Consider the following 15,509-nt stretch of genomic DNA (forward strand, 5'->3'; position numbering starts at 1 on the left):
TAGTTCTAAAGATGAGGTGGAAGCGGACTCAGGCTACCAGTTCAAGCGCGTGATCCAGTGCTTTCTGCTTGAGATTGGCACCCTGGCCGAACCAGGCTGAATCCAGACGGTGATCCACGCTACGGGCACGCTTCTCGTGATCCACGTATTCAGTAATAGCGCACAGGAGACCCCATGCGGTGTCCTGGGCAGACTCCAGGGTTGACCCGCGTCCTTTGCCGGAATAGAGGTCCTGTACCTTCTGCAGGGCCCTGTGTTGAGTCAACTCACGTCGATCCTCCACATCTTTCTCGGCATCACAGATGACCCGCAGGAAGTAGCCCAGTGCTTCGCCCGTGTTTACCCGGCGACTGGATAAAGTCTTCATTCGGTACATGAACTCATCCCACTGAGACACGGAGATACCCAATTGCTGTTTCACTGCCTGCGGGTTGAACTCCGTGCTGTGGGGGACACGAATGGACTGGGCTGCACCATTCACTGCTATGGCGAGGGTGTTATTGCAAACCACACGTACCGTTGTTGGTGTGGCAACCGTAGCCAGACTGCCATCGCAGGATGTAGCCAGCAGTAGGTAGCCGTTGACTTGGTCGTTGCCCTTAAGTACCGATGCCTGTCCGGTACGGGCCAGAGCCCAGAACTTGCGACCACCTTTGAGCACACCGGCTGTTTCTAGCTCGAAGCCTGCGTACTCGGTCAGATCTCGATAAAACTCCAGGACATCCCAGGGCTGAACTACTTTATAGCGCTCCGAAACCACGGAGAGGGGTGCCTTAGTGTCTGATCGATACAGTACCTTCTTCTCGGGGAAAGCGTGAATGCCGCCCAGATGTGATGCTGAATTGCTTACGAAGCGCACTGGGGATTGCTCGATATGCCAGTTCATTCCAGCTTCCTGCTGCCAGACCTCCAGCGGCTGGTGAGGGGATAATTGATTACCTAGACCATGCCAGGGGGTAGTGCCTACATAGGCCATGTTTTCAATTTCGTGTGCCATGGGTTTCTCCATGAAGGTATCAGGACCTCCGGCTGCAAATGCAGACGGTAAATTCGGAGGGGGCTTAGATAGAGCAGGGGGTGAAGTGGCAACGGCAGTCTTCGCAGCGGACGCTATGAAGTAACTGATCATCGACCAAGGAGCCAAGACGTAGCCCAAGCACGCAGCCTCCCAGGGCACCGCTGATAGCACCTAACACTGCGCCGGCGCTGGCTCCGGCGGGGCCGGCGATGAGCCCAGCGGTCATGCCGATACGTGCGCCAGAAGCGGCACCTGTCACCGTAGCGGTAGCGGCCCCGCTGATAGCGCCGGTTACGGTACCAACGACACCACCGACCCGCCGGCCGTAGTTACAGTGGGTGATGTGCTGCGAGCTGCAGCGAGGACAAATCAAATCCATAGGTACTCCTCGAGAAGTGGGCCAGCCGGGTGGGCTAGCTGGGTATGCTCAGGAGGGTGATATAGATCTGAAATGTTTTTGATTAAGGATTGGTCGGGAACCTGATTAACCTGCCGCCCTTAAATGGTGGCTCCCGCAGAGATGGAAGGAGCTGTGTCCGGACAAGAACAGCAGCTCAGCTGGGCGTGTAGTAGATGGCGTCCAGGAGCGCTGCGCGCCCCAGCCAGATTTCGGCCTCAGCCACATTTCTCGGCTGCGGATGCCTCCACCACGCATCGCCGTGCATCGGTTCGATGATACGCTGCCAGTAGTTCTCCAGGTTCGTTGTGCTCGGACTGACACCGAAGTTCTCGCACAAGTCCTTGCGATTTGCCGAATCGATGCAGACGAACGTGTCAGCCCTCTTCATCGCCAAGAGTCTTGTCGCGGTCGGCAGTCCGCCGACTCGCCCGTTCGGGTCGAAGGCTGCTATGAACGCTTTGCAGTAGCGGTCGTAGTCGTCCTGTGTGACCGCGCCCATCAAAGGGATGAAATCGAGGGCGTCAGAGAGGCCAGTGGGTGATTCGATGATCAGGTTCGAAAATGTCCCACTTGCACCCATGCTCCCGAAAAGCCCGTAGTCCACGCCAGGCTGCTGCGACTTCTTGCGCCCGAGAGTGCCGGCGACCAGCTTGCGGTCATCCAAGCCCCACTTCGCGTAGGGTATGCCGGTCGTGAAAAGGGCGCGCGCTTTATTCAAGACTTCCAAACGTTCCTCGAACAGGTGCGCAGACGGGTGTGATGAGCTTCGGACCTGCACGAGGTAGTCCGTCCAGCTCATGTCATGTGGCGCGCGCTTGCTATTCGGTTTTGAAGGTGGCCGAACATCAGCGAACCTGGCCAACTCTTCTCGTGCTGCCGCCTTAGCGGCGTACTGGTGGCGGTATCGATAGAGAAACTCGTGCGAGATGTCTTCCGCTCCTTGCCACGCGTCTGCGACGAAGTGACTGAGCTCTGCCAGCGCCGTATCGTCAGAAGAACCATCCAGCAGAACACTTGCCTCGATATTGCGGTTCATCGCGGCCTTGGTGAGATTTGGACTGCCGATTACACAGCGAATGCGTCTCCCGTTGCGAAATAAGTAGACCTTCGGGTGGAACAGGTCGCCAGTGGGGGGAACGACGGCTGCTGCCGCTAGACTTGCAGCCCGATCAAGAACCTCGGGCTGCGTTTGGAACATGTGAGTGCCGACGACAAAATGCTCGAACTTCGAGCTGTTTTTCATCGCGGCATCGAAGACCGCATTCTCGGTCGCCCAGGCCACTGCCCATTGCATCGACTCGCAGCTCTCGACCAGCGCTATAAGAGTTGTCTGCGTCTGCGAAGCGGATAAGAATTTCACATCCATTCCTGTGTCTCCTCGTGTTTCTGTTGGGCTGAGCCTGGCGGGCTGCTGGGCACGCAGGACAGGCGAACTGCTCGCGCAGCCACCGGCAGGTACAGCCACCCCTGGCTCATGGGCTTTCCGGTCGCGCTGAGCAGCGCATGACCATAGGACTCGATCTGTGGGCCATGCTTGGCCGCCAAGTCCTCATCTCTAGCGGCTCCGCCGGGGTTCGACTTGTGGTCCAGCAAAACCCAGCCGTTTGGCTCTTCCACCAGCAGGTCGATGCGACCACGGATTCGAGTGCCGTTCGGGCCATTCGCTTCGATGGGCGCCTCGAGGTGGACGGGACAGCCAGGCCAGCGCTTGGCTATCCAGGCCAGGAACGCTTCGACTTGGGCGCAGACGGCATCCTTGTCTATAGAGTCAGCTACCGCCCAGGTCTTCAGGATGCGTTCTACGTCTGGCGCTGGGACGCTGCCAAGGACCGCGGCGCGTGCAATGCACAGATGGAGCGCCGAGCCCAGCGCCGTCATGTCAGGCTTGCCTGCCAAGCTTAGCCTGACGCCTACGGCGTCGGTCTCGACAACCTTGAATATGCCACCTGAGGCAGAGCTTGGTCGATGCCACAACGGCTTAGCCTGCGCGCGCGAGCGAGGGGTGAACCAGTGGCAGTCCTCAGAAGCTTTGGCAGGTGGCTCTACTGCGCAGTCGTCTTTGCTCCAGGACCTTGTCTGTCTGGAGAGCTGCCGATTGCCTGTAAGCGCCACTGCTCCGGAGTCGCCGAATAACAGTGCGTCTGCGCTTTGAATCTCGCCAACCCAGGCACGCCCGGGCCCCCGAAGGCGAACAAACGACACTGCGATATTCATATCACGTGCGCGGGTCAGGCCGACATAAAGCAGACGCTTGTTTTCCGCCAGGGCTTCGTCCTGCATAGATTGACCAGTCACGCTGGCCTCGGCGTTGAGGGCAGCCTGGGGCTTGGACCGTCTGCCCCAAGTCTTCAACCAGCAGTGGACGAAGCGGTTGGCAAGTGGCTGCTGCGGGTCGAAGCTTCCAACAGTCCTGGCGCGAACGCCCCAAAGTGAACTGCGTGCCGTCGCATCGAGGCTTGTCAGTACGACGACTGGCCACTCCAGGCCCTTGGCACCGTGATAGGTGAGAACCGAGACGGCGTTGTCTGCTGACGTGGCCCGGTTATCGTCTTCTGTGCTGGCGAGCTCGTCCAGCCAACGAAGCATGCCGCAATCCTGCGGAGCTCCGACCAACCGGACGGTGGTCTGGCTCTGACAGGCGACAAGGCGCTGCTTTTCCACCCCTCCGGCAATGCCTTTCTGATGTATTCGCGCCGAGGGCGCAGTCTGGTCGCGCTGTTTGACCCGATAGGTCCACCTCTGCAGCGCGCCGAACTGATCTGGCAGTTCCGCGATCTGTGCGATCTGCATCATGCCCGTCCGGTGTTCTATCAGGTGTCCGGGGAAAACCTGCCGCTGTACATGGATATCGGCCTGATCGCCCTCAAGCTTGGCGAAGAGGCGCTGATTGACTTGACGACGTTCGACCTTGCCGACAGGAACAAGGCTATGCGGGAACTGCGCTACATCCTCAACCGCTGCCAACGTGATGGATTGAGCCTGGAAATCCACGCCGCTGGCCAGGCGCCGCTGAGTGAGCTGCAGCCTGTTTCCGATGCCTGGCTCCAGAGCAAGCGAGTACGTGAGAAAGGTTTTTCCCTAGGCCGGTTCGACCCGAACTACCTGCGCTTCTTTCCCATCGCCGTGGTGCGCCTGCAGGGCCGGGCAGTGGCGTTCGCCAATCTGCTGGAAACCCATAGCCTGAAACTGGCCAGCCTTGATCTGATGCGTGCGCATCCCGAGGCGCCGAAACGCACCATGGAATTCCTCATTCTGAGCCTGATCCTGCACTACCAGGCTCAGGGTTACGCGCGCTTCAGTCTAGGTATGGTACCGTTGGCCGGCTTGCAGCTGCGTCGAGGTGCGCCACTGACTCAGCTGCTTGGCTCGCTGGTGTTCCGCACTGGCGAGCAGTTCTATAATTTCCAGGGATTGCGCCATTTCAAGGAGCAGTTTCAGCCGAAGTGGGAAGCCCGCTACCTCGCCGTACCGGCGGGGCTCGATCCGCTGCTGGCCCTGGCCGACACCGCGGCGCTGATCGCCGGCGGCCTGCCGAACCTGGTGAAGCACTGATGCGGTCCTGCGCCATGTCCCTTCAGCGACAGAGCTTTTCGCCCGCCGTCCGCTGCAGTGCTTGCTGGTAAGCCTGGCGCAGGCGCTCGAGGTCAGCCTCCGGCATGCTCCCCCGATGTCGACTGAACTGCCCCAGGTCATGGCGAGAGGCATCTCTGGCGCGCAGACGTTGGCGGCTTTTCTCCAGGTCAAGCACGGCGATTTCGAGTTCCGTCAGGCCGCTTTCGCTGACTTTCTCCTTGACGAAGATATGCTTGGCATAACAGCAACCATGCTGCCACCTTGCCAGATGCAGGCGCGCCAGAGTGGCTGCCAGTTGGTGCAGTAGATTGGTGACCAGCTCGGGGTTGTGTTGTTTCGTGTACCACTGATCCAGGCTGATGAAACCGTCCAGTGCTTCCGTGACCAACAGTCCCTGCCAGTCCCCGAGGTGTCGCCGTGCAGAGCAATAAACAAGATTGGGCGTCCTGATGCCAAGACGTGCAAAGGCACGATAGGCCTGCAGTTCGCGCAGGACTGTCGGACGGCCGAAAGGATGCACCAGGCTACGGTAGATATGGCCGGTTTGACGCTTGCAGTAAAGCGGCGGGCAATTCGGGTCTCGTGACTTCAGCAGCTGTACACCGCTTTCTCCGCCACGGCGCTGATTGGCTGGTTCAACCCAGGGGCCTGAGCGATTCCACCAGTGATCGAACTCGGTTGTGCTTAGATGTCTCGTTTCGGTTCTTGGCTGGACGTTCACAGCTCAGCCCTCCTTGCGCAGCACATAGGTGCGCCACATGGCGTAGCCGGGGAGAAAGTCCAGATGGGCTTCAATATGGAAACCAGCCTGGCGGAACTCATTTTCGATAACCGATCTGGCGACCACAAAACGGTTCTGGTTCTGAGAAGCCCGCCCCCGAGCCGCCCGTCTCTGCTCAAGACGGCGCCGTTTCCAGGCCTTGTAGTTGCCATCCACCCACAGTGACAGAATGACGCTGTCGCGGCTGACCCGATGGAACTCCCGCAGGATGGCCAGGCGATGTTCGGATGATTCGATATGGTGCAGCAGGCGGATGCAGAAAATACAATCCACTGCGTTCACCCCCAGATCGATCGCAAAAGCCGAAGACTGAAAGGTACTGACCCGCGCCACAACATCCTCCGGCTGCGCCGCGCGCGCGATGCGGATCATATCGGCGGAGTTGTCGGCAGCAAGGATCACCCGACCGGGTTGCTCGCAGAGCAGCGGCCAGAAGCGCCCGGCGCCGCAGGGCATGTCGAGTACCAGGCTGGGATCGCCAGCGAGCTTCAGTGCGCGGCGTGACAGCTGCGTATCGCGCCAGTGTGACAGCCGTCTGGCCAGGCCAGCCTGGTGTTTGAGCAGATACTGCTGGGCGTGATCATGATCGTATTTGCGGGAGAACTCGAGTTCGATGGGACGCTGTTCAGACATGGCGAAGCTTCCATATGAAGGTACGCTTGCCACGTTAGAGGAGCTGACATCAAGGCTCCGTCAAAAAGATGTGAAAGAATCGTCAAACCGCGTGTTTCAGCATCACCTTGAAGCAGGTGCCGCCCTCCGGCAGGTTCGATACCGAGATCGTCCAGGCCTGCCTGGTGCAAATGCGTTTTACCAGCGAAAGCCCCAGTCCCAGTCCCTCACCGCGCACTCGGGTACCACGAAAAAAGGGCTGAAAAATCTGCTCCTGCTGCTCGATTGGAATACCGCTGCCGCTGTCTTCTACGCGAAACCCGTGCGCGCCGATGACCAGTCGGACAAAGCCGTGCTCGGTGTAATGCAATGCGTTACGCAACAGGTTGCCCACTACGGTGCTGAGAAAGACGGGATTATAGAGATCGTCATCCTCACCTTCCCGAATATACTGGAAATCCAGATGCTTCTCTTTGAACTGTGGGGCCCAGCGTTCTACCTGTTCGCTGGTCACGGCGGCCAGGCTGCTGCCGGCGACAGAAGCGGACTCGTTGGATGGGTCTCTGGCTAGTTGCAGAAAGGTTTGCACCAATACGCGCATCTCCTCGCTGGCTCGACCGATACGTTCAAGCTGCGCACGTTCTCGTCGTCCCAGATCCGCCTCGGCCAGCAGTTCGCAGGAGCTGGCTATGATCATCAGCGGGGTGCGCAGCTCATGACTGACATCGCTGGTGAACAGGCGCTCACGTTCCAGCGACTGACGCACCTGACCCAGCGTACTGTCAAAGGCCGCTGCCAATTTGCCAACTTCATCATCGGGGTACTCAGGTGCAAGTGGCGGGGCCAGTGGGTGCAGCTGATCACGATGGCGCACTTGCTGAGCCAGGCGGCTGAGCGGTGCCATGACCTTGTCCGCCATGAGTAGGCCGATTATCCAGGCGCACACCACACTCAGCAGAAACCCTGCCAACACGATGTCAAACAAGGCCTGTTCGCGAGCCTCGAACTCGTGTTGTTCCTGGATCAGCATGTAGGTCTGGCCATTCACTTTCTGGACATAGGCGTAAAACGCCTCGTCACCCTCAACGATCTCGGAAAAACCTTCCTCCAGATCGGCATATTGTGCCGGTATGGCGTACTGCGGCAAGCGGGAGGCAAAGAAGTGAGTGCGGGCATCAAGGCGCGGCGGTCGATCCTGGCCGATGTCTTCCTGCAGCACGGTAGTGAGCTCGTGCTGCAAGGTATCAGAAACCAGGTGTTCCTCGACAAAATGCACAACCGCAACGACACCGATGGAAAAGGCCCCACTGACGATAACGCTCATCAGCACGAAGGCCAGCAGGATGCGCCGTGCAAAAGGATGTTTAGACGTCATCGGACTCCTCCGCCAGTCGATAGCCTATTCCGTGCTGGGTATGCAGCAGCTCTGAAGCAAAGGGCTTGTCGATAACCTGACGAAGCTGGTGAATATGGCTGCGCAAGCTGTCGCTGTCGGGACAGTCTTCTCCCCAGAGCGCCTCCTCCAATACCTCGCGGCGCACGACGGCGGGACTTTTCTGCATCAGCACCGCCAGCAGTTTCAATCCTGTCGGGTTCAACCTGAGCGGTTGATTGGCTCTGGTGACATGCAATGTGTCCAGATCGTATAGCAGGTCCGCGACTTTCAGCTGGCGCTTCCGAGCTCCCCGGGCACGACGCAGAATCGCCTCGATACGCGCCACTAATTCAGCCAGAGCGAAAGGCTTGATCAGGTAGTCGTCAGCACCGACGTTCAAACCCTGCAGCCGGTCATCCAGTGCATCACGGGCCGTAAGCATCAGAATCGGCACCTCGTTCTGGCCATCCTCACGCAAACGCTTGCACACCTGATACCCGTTTATGCCCGGCAGCATGATATCCAGCACTATCAAATCATAGTGACCGCTACTGGCCAGGTGCAAACCGCTTAATCCATCCTGTGCACAGTCGACAGTGAACCCCCTGAGTTGCAGGTAGTCGAGCACATTGGCCAGTATGTCGCGGTTATCTTCGATCACCAGAATACGCATTGACTGGCTTTCCCTCTGAGTCTGACGTTCTTACGACACCGTTGCGGCGGGCGCCTCATGGCAGTGGATGCAAAGCTGTCAGGAATCATACGATGCATCCGCTGCATTATGCGCAATTTCATTATCTGGGACAGCTGCCTGCTCAGGCGCGGCATGAGCCGCCGCACAGGCCGGGCCTGAAGTCGCTAGATGACAGTGTTATGAAAATCAAACACGACTTCAAAACCATCGGTCCGGCCGCTTGCCGGTGAGCAGATCTGCAGTGTGGCGCCGGCGCCTGCGGCAATCCGGTCGACGATGGCCAGTCCCAGGCCGGAGCCCGGCACATCGCTGGTCGCTCTGACAAATCGGCTGCGAAGTCGGGGCAGTGCCTCGGTGGGAACCACAGGGCCGGCATTGATGACCCGCAGGATGCCTTCCGGGGCCAGGCGGACGCTCACCGGTTGTTCAGCCGCACCGTGTTTCAGCGCGTTGTCGATCAGGTTGCGCAGCAGAATGGCGAAGGCGTCCGGGTCAAGGGTGGAGGAAAGTATACCGCCCTCCGGCAGATCCAGCTGGATGGGTACTCGGGCATTACGCCGTAACTCGTCCACTACCAACACCAGTACGGGGACCAGATCCTGCGGCTGGTCGGACAACAGCCGGCCGCCTTCGGCTTTTGCCAGTTGCATCAGGCTTTCCGATAGTCGGGACAAGCTCCGCAACGTGGCCTCAATCTGCCTGGCCTTGTCCAGCTGCGGCCCGGTCGGCAGTTCCTGTTCCAGCCGCTGCACCTGTGCCAGGGCTGTCGCCAGTGGAGTACGCAGTTCGTGGGCGCTGTTGGCAGTAAAGCTCTGCTCTGCCTCCAGTGTCCGTCGCAATCGCTCCAGCAACTGATTCACGGCGACGGCAATAGGTTCAATTTCCGTAGGCAGGTGTTCCGCTCTAACTGCAGACAGGTCTCCCGCGCCCTTTGCCGTAATGGCCTTGCGGTAATCACGTACGCGGCGCAGGCTGTTGCGGACCAGCCACCAGGTACCTGCCAGACTGAGCGGAATCAGCAGGGTCAGGGGCCACAACAAAGCACCGATCACTTCCAGCGCGGCCTTCCGGCGGTGGGCCAGAGGTTCGGCGACCTGTATCCAGAACGTCTCTCTGACTGCTGCTGCGCCGTAGATCCGGTGTGTCGGGGTCGAGACAAAACCTGTGTGAGGCTGGGTGCCAAACACCTGGCGATCGGCACTGTGGGAGTGCAGCAGGGTGTTACCAGCGGCATCCTGCACAAGATAGGTCAGGTGCTCGTCATGGGCTGCCAGCGGGAGAATTCGCTGGGGCGTCGTTGCAGCGTCCCGGTTGATGACCTCGACCACCGCCAGGGGCAGGATGCGCTGAGCGGTTTCCTCCAGAGCACTGTCAAAGACTTTGTTAAGCTCATATCGAACCACCAGTCCGGAGACAGCTACCGCGACCAGCCAGAGTAGCGTCACGCCGAGGGTCAACCCCAGCCCCAGGCGTCTTTGCAGACTGTGTTCAGACCTCATGGCGCGGCGCTGTCAGGGGGCTGCAGCCGGTAGCCCATGCCACGCACGGTTTCGATGGTATCGCGTCCCAGTTTCTTGCGCAGCCGGCTGACGTAGACCTCGATGGTATTGCTTTCAATCTCTTCACCGAATGCATAGAGGTGATCTTCGAGCTGGGACTTGGACAGCAGTATGCCGGGCTTCTGCATGAAGGCCTCGAATAGCGCCCACTCCCGTGCAGTCAGACCGGCCGGTTCGCCATTGCAGTGAACCGAATGCGCAGACAGATCGACTTCCAGGCAGCCGATCCGCACCCGCGGATTGGGGTTGCCGCGATACCGGCGTGCAACTGCTGCGACCCGGGCAGACAGCTCCGACAGATCGAACGGCTTGACCAGATAGTCATCGGCACCGGCGTTCAAGCCCGCTATGCGATCGGAAATCTGGTCCCGTGCGGTGAGAATGATGACCGGGGTGTTGTTTCCTGCCGTGCGCAGCTGTTTCAGCAGGTCAAGGCCCCGGCCATCGGGCAGCATCAGGTCGAGCAGAATGAGGTCGTAGCTCGTGCTCCGGGTCGCGGCCTGAGCCTGGGCCAGCCGTTGTATCCAGTCCACCGCATGGCCATCACCGGCGATCTGGTCGCGTACCGCTTCTCCCAGGCCGGCTGTGTCTTCAATCAACAGTATTCGCATCCTCTGCCCTTTATTCGGTGATCAGAAAGGAGTCTACCGGCTGTTCCTGACGGCCTGCTGAAAGCCGTGGCTGTTGAGTGCCTCGTCGATGCCGCGTTATCTGCAGCATAGTCCGTAGCCCGAGGAGCTCCCGAGTTCGCGCCTGCGCCCATCAATCATCTTCAGGTTGCTGTCAGTCTGCAGGTATAGCCTGAAGGCCTGACAGTACAGGGGGTACCGAATGAAAAGTAAAGCAACAGGCATCACACTGGTGGCTTTTATCGCCGCTGTGGTTTTCTCCTGGGGCGCCAGCCTGCCCGTTGAGCTGGGGCTGGGGCTATCCACACGATGGGATGTGTATGAGCAAAGCCTGTATCTGACCGGGGTGTTGTCCATAGCCCTGATGTCACTGACGATGGTGCTGGCCACTCGCCCGGTCTGGCTGGAGCCGCTGCTTGGCGGGCTTGATCGTATTTATCAGTTGCACAAGTGGGCCGGTATCCTCGCTGTGTCCTTTGGGGTGGCGCATTGGCTGGTTGAAATGGGAGATGACTGGATCAAGGATCTCTTCGGGCGTGGTGCCCGGCTGGCCGGGGCCGATGCATCCGGTATGCTGGACAGTATCCGGGATGCAGCCGAAGACCTCGGTGAGTGGGGTATCTATCTGGCTATCGGCATGCTGCTGCTCAGCCTCTGGCGGGCGTTTCCCTACAAGTTCTGGCGTTATCTGCACCGTGGCATGCCGGCACTCTATCTGCTGCTGGTCTTCCATGCCGCCTGGCTGTTGCCGGTGCAGTGGTGGACGCAGCCCGTCGGTCTGCTGCTGGCGCCGTTACTGCTGGCAGGCAGCCTCGCCAGTCTACACTCCATGGTTGGCAGAGTCGGGCATTGCCGCAAGACGCGTGGCCGTGTTGTCTCGGTTCGGGCCCACGCGGCGGGTATCACCGAAGTCGTGTGCCAGCTTGACGCTGACTGGCAGGGCCATCGCCCGGGCCAGTTTGCCCTCGTGAGCTTCGAGCGGCTGGAAGGTGCCCATCCGTTCACGATTGCCAGCGCAGATCAGGGGGATGCTCGTGTCACCTTCCAGATCAAGGCCCTGGGGGACTATACCCGTGATCTGGCCAGCAGACTGAATGTTGGTCAGCCGGTGCTGATCGAGGGGCCTTATGGCTGTTTCGACTATAACCGGAGCAAGCCCGGTGCACGGCAGATCTGGGTCGCAGCCGGGGTAGGGGTGACACCGTTTCTGGCCTGGTTGGAAGAATGCCAGAATGACCCGGCCCGGGCACCGGCTGCGGACCTGCATTATTGTACCCGCGACGCGGCAAGTGACCCGCTGGCAGCGCGCCTGGGTGAACTCTGTGCGACGCTGCCGAGCATCCGGCTGCGGATTCACGACAGCCGCCGGGGTGAGAGACTGACCGCCGACCAGCTGGCGCCTGCCTCGTTGACCCGGCGCGGTGTCGACCTGTGGTTCTGTGGACCGGTCGGGCTTGCCCGGTCGTTGCGCGAGGGTATGCGGAAGGGCACGGGAGCGCGGCTGCGCTTTCATCAGGAGGCCTTCCAGATGCGTTGAGAGCCCTTGCGTGGCGGTATGTTTCAGGCTGGCATCAGCCAGCTGCATTCAGCTGGCTGTCAGTAAGACGCAGTAGAGTTCAGCAGATCCAGACAGGAGATCCATCATGAAGAAAGTTCTGACCATCAGCCTGGCATCATTGCTGCTGGCGGGTCACGCCCTGGCCGACAGCGACTGCAACGAGCCGGTCGCCGAGTGGCAGCCACGGGAGGCGCTGCAGCAAATGATCGAGAGCAAGGGTTGGCAGGTGAGGCGGATCAAGGTTGATGACGGCTGCTATGAGGTCAAGGGCACCGACCGCAATGGAAACCGCTTTGAGGCCAAGTACGCACCGGCATCACTGAAGATCCGCGAACTGGAGATCAGATTCGATGGTGACGGGGATGCCTCCGATTATCTGGACCGGCAGGCCGACTCTGTACCGCCTGCCGCCACCATTGAGTAAGCAGGAGGTAGGCCATGAACCGCAAACTGATTACCTTATCTCTCGTTCTCAGCCTGGGCCTGCCGACGCTGGCCCAGGCCCGGCCGGTCACCTTCAGCACGACGCTGAGCGATTACGGTGGAGACGGCGCCTATGTGGTGCTCTATCTGACCGATGCCCAGGGGCAGTATCAGCAGACACTCTGGGTCGCCGGAAAGAAAGCCAAGTATTACAAACACCTGCGGGACTGGGCCCGGGGCAGTGGTCTGCGATCGGCTGAATACGATGGCATGACCGGTGCCAGCGTTACCAGCGGACGCACCCTGGAAGTGACCCTGGAACTGGCCGATGGGCTGATCGACTCCGGTGTACAGGTGCGCATCGATACCGCCGTGGAGGATATGCGGGAGAACCGTTCCGAGGTGGTGGTGCCGCTCACCACCGAGGGAGCGGGTCAGGTCACTGCCGGCAAGGGCTATGTGCAGTCGTTCACTTACACGTTCTGAATCCGGCGGTGAAGCAGCCCATCCCGTCCGGAGCAACCGCCAGGAGTCCTTATCATGCTACGCCAGCTCCACTCATTGACCGGCCTGATCGCAGCACTGCTGGTTACCGTGCTGGCGGTAACCGGCGCCATTCTTGCCATCAGCCCGATACAGGAGCGTCTGCAGGCGCGCGTGCCTGCAGACGGCCAGCTGAGTGTAGCGGACCTGGCCGCGCGGGTGGCGGTCGAGTATCCGGGTGCCGAGCAGATCCAGCGCACGGCGTCCGGCTTGGTCATCGTCTATTTTTCCGATGCTGAGCGTGCTGGCGCGGAGCTGATCGATCCGCAGACCGGGAAGGCCCTGGCACCCTATGAAAACCCGTCCTTCACCCGCTGGATGAAAAAACTGCACCGCTCGCTACTGTTCGATACATCGGGTCGGGTGGTGGTCGGGCTGGGAGCGGCAGGCATGCTGTTGCTGAGCCTGACCGGCGTATGGTTGCTGGCTGCGCGACAGGGCGGCTGGCGCAGGATTCTCGGCCCGGTGCGTGGCACGACCGGCCAGCGCCTGCATGGTGTGTTCGGGCGCTTTGCCTTGCTCGGGCTGATGTTGTCCGCCAGCACCGGGGTGTATCTCTCGGCGACCACCTTCGCCTTGTTGCCGGAGCCCCGGGAGGCGGAGGCGCCGCTGGTCGCAGAGGTCGCCGCTGCCATACCGAAGCCGATCCAGTCCCTTGCGGCCCTGCAGTCGACCGACCTGAATGATCTGCGTGAACTGGTCTATCCCCGCCGCGGCGACTCCAGTGACAGCTTCTACCTGCGCAGCCGTGACGGCGCAGGCCTGGTCAGCCCCTCAACCGGTGCTTTCCTTTCCTATCAGACCAATGACACCCGTTGGCGGCTGCATGAGTTCATCTATCAACTGCACACCGGTGACGGACTCTGGTGGCTGGGGCTGCTGCTGGGACTGTCGGCACTGGCTGTGCCGGTATTGGCAGTGACCGGGGCCTGGATCTGGTGGGCCCGACGCCGGGCGCTGCCGAAGCTCGCCAACAACAGCCGTGCCGGAGTGGCGGATACCGTCATTCTGGTTGGCACCGAGTCCAACAGCACCTGGGGTTTTGCCGCCACCTTGCATGACGCCCTGGTCCAGGCCGGCCATAAGGTCCTCACCACTGCGATGAACCAACTGGCGCCGGAATATCCGGTCGCCGAACGGATACTGGTGCTGACCTCCACCTACGGCGATGCGGATGCGCCTGCCTCGGCCAGACGACCGAGAAACGAGAACGCATCAAGGCTCTGGAACGCGAGAACCGGGAACTGCGCAAAGCGAACGAGATTCTGCGCCTGGCCAGTGCGTATTTTGCCCAGGCGGAGTTCGACCGCCGCAACAAACCCTGAACGCCTTCGTTGACGAGTACCGTGACCGCTACGGAGTCGAGTCGATCTGTCGGGTAATCCAGATCGCTCCGTCCGGTTATTACGTGCATGCAGCCAAAGCCCGTCAACCCGAACTGCGAAGCGCTCGTGCCAAGCAGGACGAGCTGTTGAGCGATGAAATCCAACGCGTCTGGGATGACAATATGCAGTGCTATGGCGTCGTGAAAGTCTGGAAGCAACTCAAGCGTGAGGGCATTGATATTGCTCGCTGCACGGTACAGCGGCTGATGCGTCAACTGGGCCTGCAGGGCGTTCGTCGCGGTCATGTGATCCGCACCACCATCCCGAATGAGAACGCGATTTGTCCGCTGGATAGGGTCCAACGCCAGTTCCATGCGGATCGACCCAATCAGCTATGGGTGTCCGACTTTACTTATGTTTCAACGTGGCAAGGCTGGCTCTACGTCGCCTTCGTGGTCGATGTATTTGCCCGGCGTATCGTTGGCTGGCGGGTGAGCAACAGCATGCGAACAGACTTCGTTCTGGATGCCCTGGAGCAAGCGCTGCACGCTCGACAGCCGAGCCGCATGGACGGCCTGATACACCATAGCGACAGGGGTAGCCAATACGTCTCCATCCGATACACCGAGCGTCTCGCTGAGGCCGGCATAGAGCCCTCTGTAGGCAGCAAAGGCGATAGCTATGACAACGCTTTGGCTGAAACCATCAACGGGTTATACAAAGCGGAGCTGATCTATCGGCAGTCCTGGCGTAGTCGCGAAGCCGTGGAAATCGCCACTTTGAAATGGGTTCACTGGTACAACCACCAGCGGTTGCTGAGCTCGATTGGGTATATACCCCCGGCAGAAGCTGAGGCAAACTTCTACCAGCAACAATCCGGTCAGACCATGGCGGCCTGACTTAAACGAAATGGCCTCCATAAAACCCGGTACGATTCAGATTTTTAATGGAGGGCGGCGACATCTAAAGCCCCCTATCCCAGTAAAAACGTCAGAACGTGAGCATCGTAGGTGCATCCA

Annotated in this window: 13 protein-coding genes, 2 pseudogenes and 1 other annotated feature; of the genes and pseudogenes, 6 read left to right on the top strand and 9 right to left on the bottom strand. The window is 60.0% G+C overall.

The window, feature by feature from the left end; all coding sequences use genetic code 11:
* Positions 1 to 28 precede the first annotated feature (28 nt).
* From BM046_RS11700 to BM046_RS16410, 3 genes are all read right to left on the bottom strand, one after another.
* Positions 29 to 997: a DUF932 domain-containing protein gene (locus BM046_RS11700; RefSeq protein WP_090539692.1), complete on the bottom strand. Its 969-nt coding sequence runs from the start codon at positions 995 to 997 to the stop codon at positions 29 to 31.
* A gap of 575 nt (positions 998 to 1,572) precedes the next feature.
* Entirely contained in the window at positions 1,573 to 2,784 is a 1,212-nt protein-coding gene (locus BM046_RS11710; RefSeq protein WP_074777332.1) for a phospholipase D family protein, read from the bottom strand.
* Positions 2,775 to 4,184 (bottom strand): 3'-5' exonuclease, encoded by a 1,410-nt coding sequence (locus tag BM046_RS16410; protein WP_328586351.1) that lies wholly within the window; start codon positions 4,182 to 4,184, stop codon positions 2,775 to 2,777. The genes BM046_RS11710 and BM046_RS16410 overlap by 10 nt, the downstream gene beginning before the upstream one ends.
* On the opposite strand from BM046_RS16410, the gene BM046_RS11720 reads away from it, so the two are divergent.
* Positions 4,068 to 4,970 (top strand): phosphatidylglycerol lysyltransferase domain-containing protein, encoded by a 903-nt coding sequence (locus tag BM046_RS11720; protein ID WP_328586352.1) that lies wholly within the window; start codon positions 4,068 to 4,070, stop codon positions 4,968 to 4,970. The genes BM046_RS16410 and BM046_RS11720 overlap by 117 nt on opposite strands.
* Positions 4,971 to 4,992: 22 nt before the next feature.
* Here BM046_RS11720 and BM046_RS11725 read toward each other — a convergent pair whose 3' ends face one another.
* The 6 genes from BM046_RS11725 to BM046_RS11750 all read right to left on the bottom strand — a co-directional run bounded on the left by BM046_RS11725 (position 4,993) and on the right by BM046_RS11750 (position 10,623).
* Positions 4,993 to 5,712, bottom strand: coding sequence for a lipopolysaccharide kinase InaA family protein (locus BM046_RS11725; RefSeq protein WP_074777338.1), 720 nt, complete (start codon positions 5,710 to 5,712; stop codon positions 4,993 to 4,995).
* Between the two features lie 3 nt (positions 5,713 to 5,715).
* Complete coding sequence (locus tag BM046_RS11730) at positions 5,716 to 6,405, bottom strand: class I SAM-dependent methyltransferase (protein WP_074777341.1); 690 nt, start codon at positions 6,403 to 6,405, stop codon at positions 5,716 to 5,718.
* Between the two features lie 82 nt (positions 6,406 to 6,487).
* Positions 6,488 to 7,759 (bottom strand): sensor histidine kinase, encoded by a 1,272-nt coding sequence (locus BM046_RS11735; RefSeq protein ID WP_090539694.1) that lies wholly within the window; start codon positions 7,757 to 7,759, stop codon positions 6,488 to 6,490.
* Entirely contained in the window at positions 7,749 to 8,432 is a 684-nt protein-coding gene (locus BM046_RS11740; protein ID WP_090539696.1) for a response regulator transcription factor, read from the bottom strand. Before BM046_RS11740 ends, BM046_RS11735 begins: the two co-directional genes overlap by 11 nt.
* A 185-nt stretch (positions 8,433 to 8,617) precedes the next feature.
* Complete coding sequence (locus BM046_RS11745) at positions 8,618 to 9,952, bottom strand: sensor histidine kinase (RefSeq protein WP_090539698.1); 1,335 nt, start codon at positions 9,950 to 9,952, stop codon at positions 8,618 to 8,620.
* Entirely contained in the window at positions 9,949 to 10,623 is a 675-nt protein-coding gene (locus BM046_RS11750) for a response regulator (RefSeq protein WP_090539700.1), read from the bottom strand. The genes BM046_RS11745 and BM046_RS11750 overlap by 4 nt, the downstream gene beginning before the upstream one ends.
* Before the next feature lie 220 nt (positions 10,624 to 10,843).
* Here BM046_RS11750 and BM046_RS11755 point away from each other — a divergent pair, with 220 nt between their 5' ends.
* The 5 genes and pseudogenes from BM046_RS11755 to BM046_RS11775 all read left to right on the top strand — a co-directional run.
* The gene (locus tag BM046_RS11755) at positions 10,844 to 12,178 is read left to right on the top strand and encodes a ferredoxin reductase family protein (protein WP_090539702.1); all 1,335 of its coding nucleotides are present in this window, start codon (positions 10,844 to 10,846) and stop codon (positions 12,176 to 12,178) included.
* A gap of 106 nt (positions 12,179 to 12,284) precedes the next feature.
* Complete coding sequence (locus BM046_RS11760) at positions 12,285 to 12,623, top strand: PepSY domain-containing protein (protein WP_074777357.1); 339 nt, start codon at positions 12,285 to 12,287, stop codon at positions 12,621 to 12,623.
* Between the two features lie 14 nt (positions 12,624 to 12,637).
* A complete protein-coding gene (locus tag BM046_RS11765) occupies positions 12,638 to 13,108 on the top strand; it encodes a DUF2271 domain-containing protein (protein WP_074777360.1) in 471 nt (156 codons plus the stop codon).
* Between the two features lie 54 nt (positions 13,109 to 13,162).
* Positions 13,163 to 14,101: pseudogene (locus BM046_RS11770) on the top strand (PepSY-associated TM helix domain-containing protein); the annotation flags it as partial.
* Between the two features lie 251 nt (positions 14,102 to 14,352).
* Positions 14,353 to 15,389, top strand: a pseudogene (locus tag BM046_RS11775) (IS3 family transposase); the annotation flags it as partial.
* Positions 14,445 to 14,561: a sequence feature (AL1L pseudoknot), on the top strand. Its footprint overlaps the pseudogene before it by 117 nt.
* Positions 15,390 to 15,509: the final 120 nt, after the last annotated feature.

It is taken from the genome of Halopseudomonas formosensis (assembly GCF_900115905.1).
Classification (GTDB): domain Bacteria; phylum Pseudomonadota; class Gammaproteobacteria; order Pseudomonadales; family Pseudomonadaceae; genus Halopseudomonas; species Halopseudomonas formosensis.

What these genes read in the sequence shown, in the direction of transcription:
- BM046_RS11765 (WP_074777360.1), top strand. Translation starts at nt 12,638, where the DNA reads ATGAACCGCAAACTGATTACCTTATCTCTCGTTCTCAGCCTGGGCCTG.
- BM046_RS11755 (WP_090539702.1), top strand. Translation starts at nt 10,844, where the DNA reads ATGAAAAGTAAAGCAACAGGCATCACACTGGTGGCTTTTATCGCCGCT.
- BM046_RS11700 (WP_090539692.1), bottom strand. Translation starts at nt 997, where the DNA reads ATGGCACACGAAATTGAAAACATGGCCTATGTAGGCACTACCCCCTGG.
- BM046_RS11760 (WP_074777357.1), top strand. Translation starts at nt 12,285, where the DNA reads ATGAAGAAAGTTCTGACCATCAGCCTGGCATCATTGCTGCTGGCGGGT.
- BM046_RS11740 (WP_090539696.1), bottom strand. Translation starts at nt 8,432, where the DNA reads ATGCGTATTCTGGTGATCGAAGATAACCGCGACATACTGGCCAATGTG.
- BM046_RS11710 (WP_074777332.1), bottom strand. Translation starts at nt 2,784, where the DNA reads ATGGATGTGAAATTCTTATCCGCTTCGCAGACGCAGACAACTCTTATA.
- BM046_RS11730 (WP_074777341.1), bottom strand. Translation starts at nt 6,405, where the DNA reads ATGTCTGAACAGCGTCCCATCGAACTCGAGTTCTCCCGCAAATACGAT.
- BM046_RS11735 (WP_090539694.1), bottom strand. Translation starts at nt 7,759, where the DNA reads ATGACGTCTAAACATCCTTTTGCACGGCGCATCCTGCTGGCCTTCGTG.
- BM046_RS11750 (WP_090539700.1), bottom strand. Translation starts at nt 10,623, where the DNA reads ATGCGAATACTGTTGATTGAAGACACAGCCGGCCTGGGAGAAGCGGTA.
- BM046_RS11745 (WP_090539698.1), bottom strand. Translation starts at nt 9,952, where the DNA reads ATGAGGTCTGAACACAGTCTGCAAAGACGCCTGGGGCTGGGGTTGACC.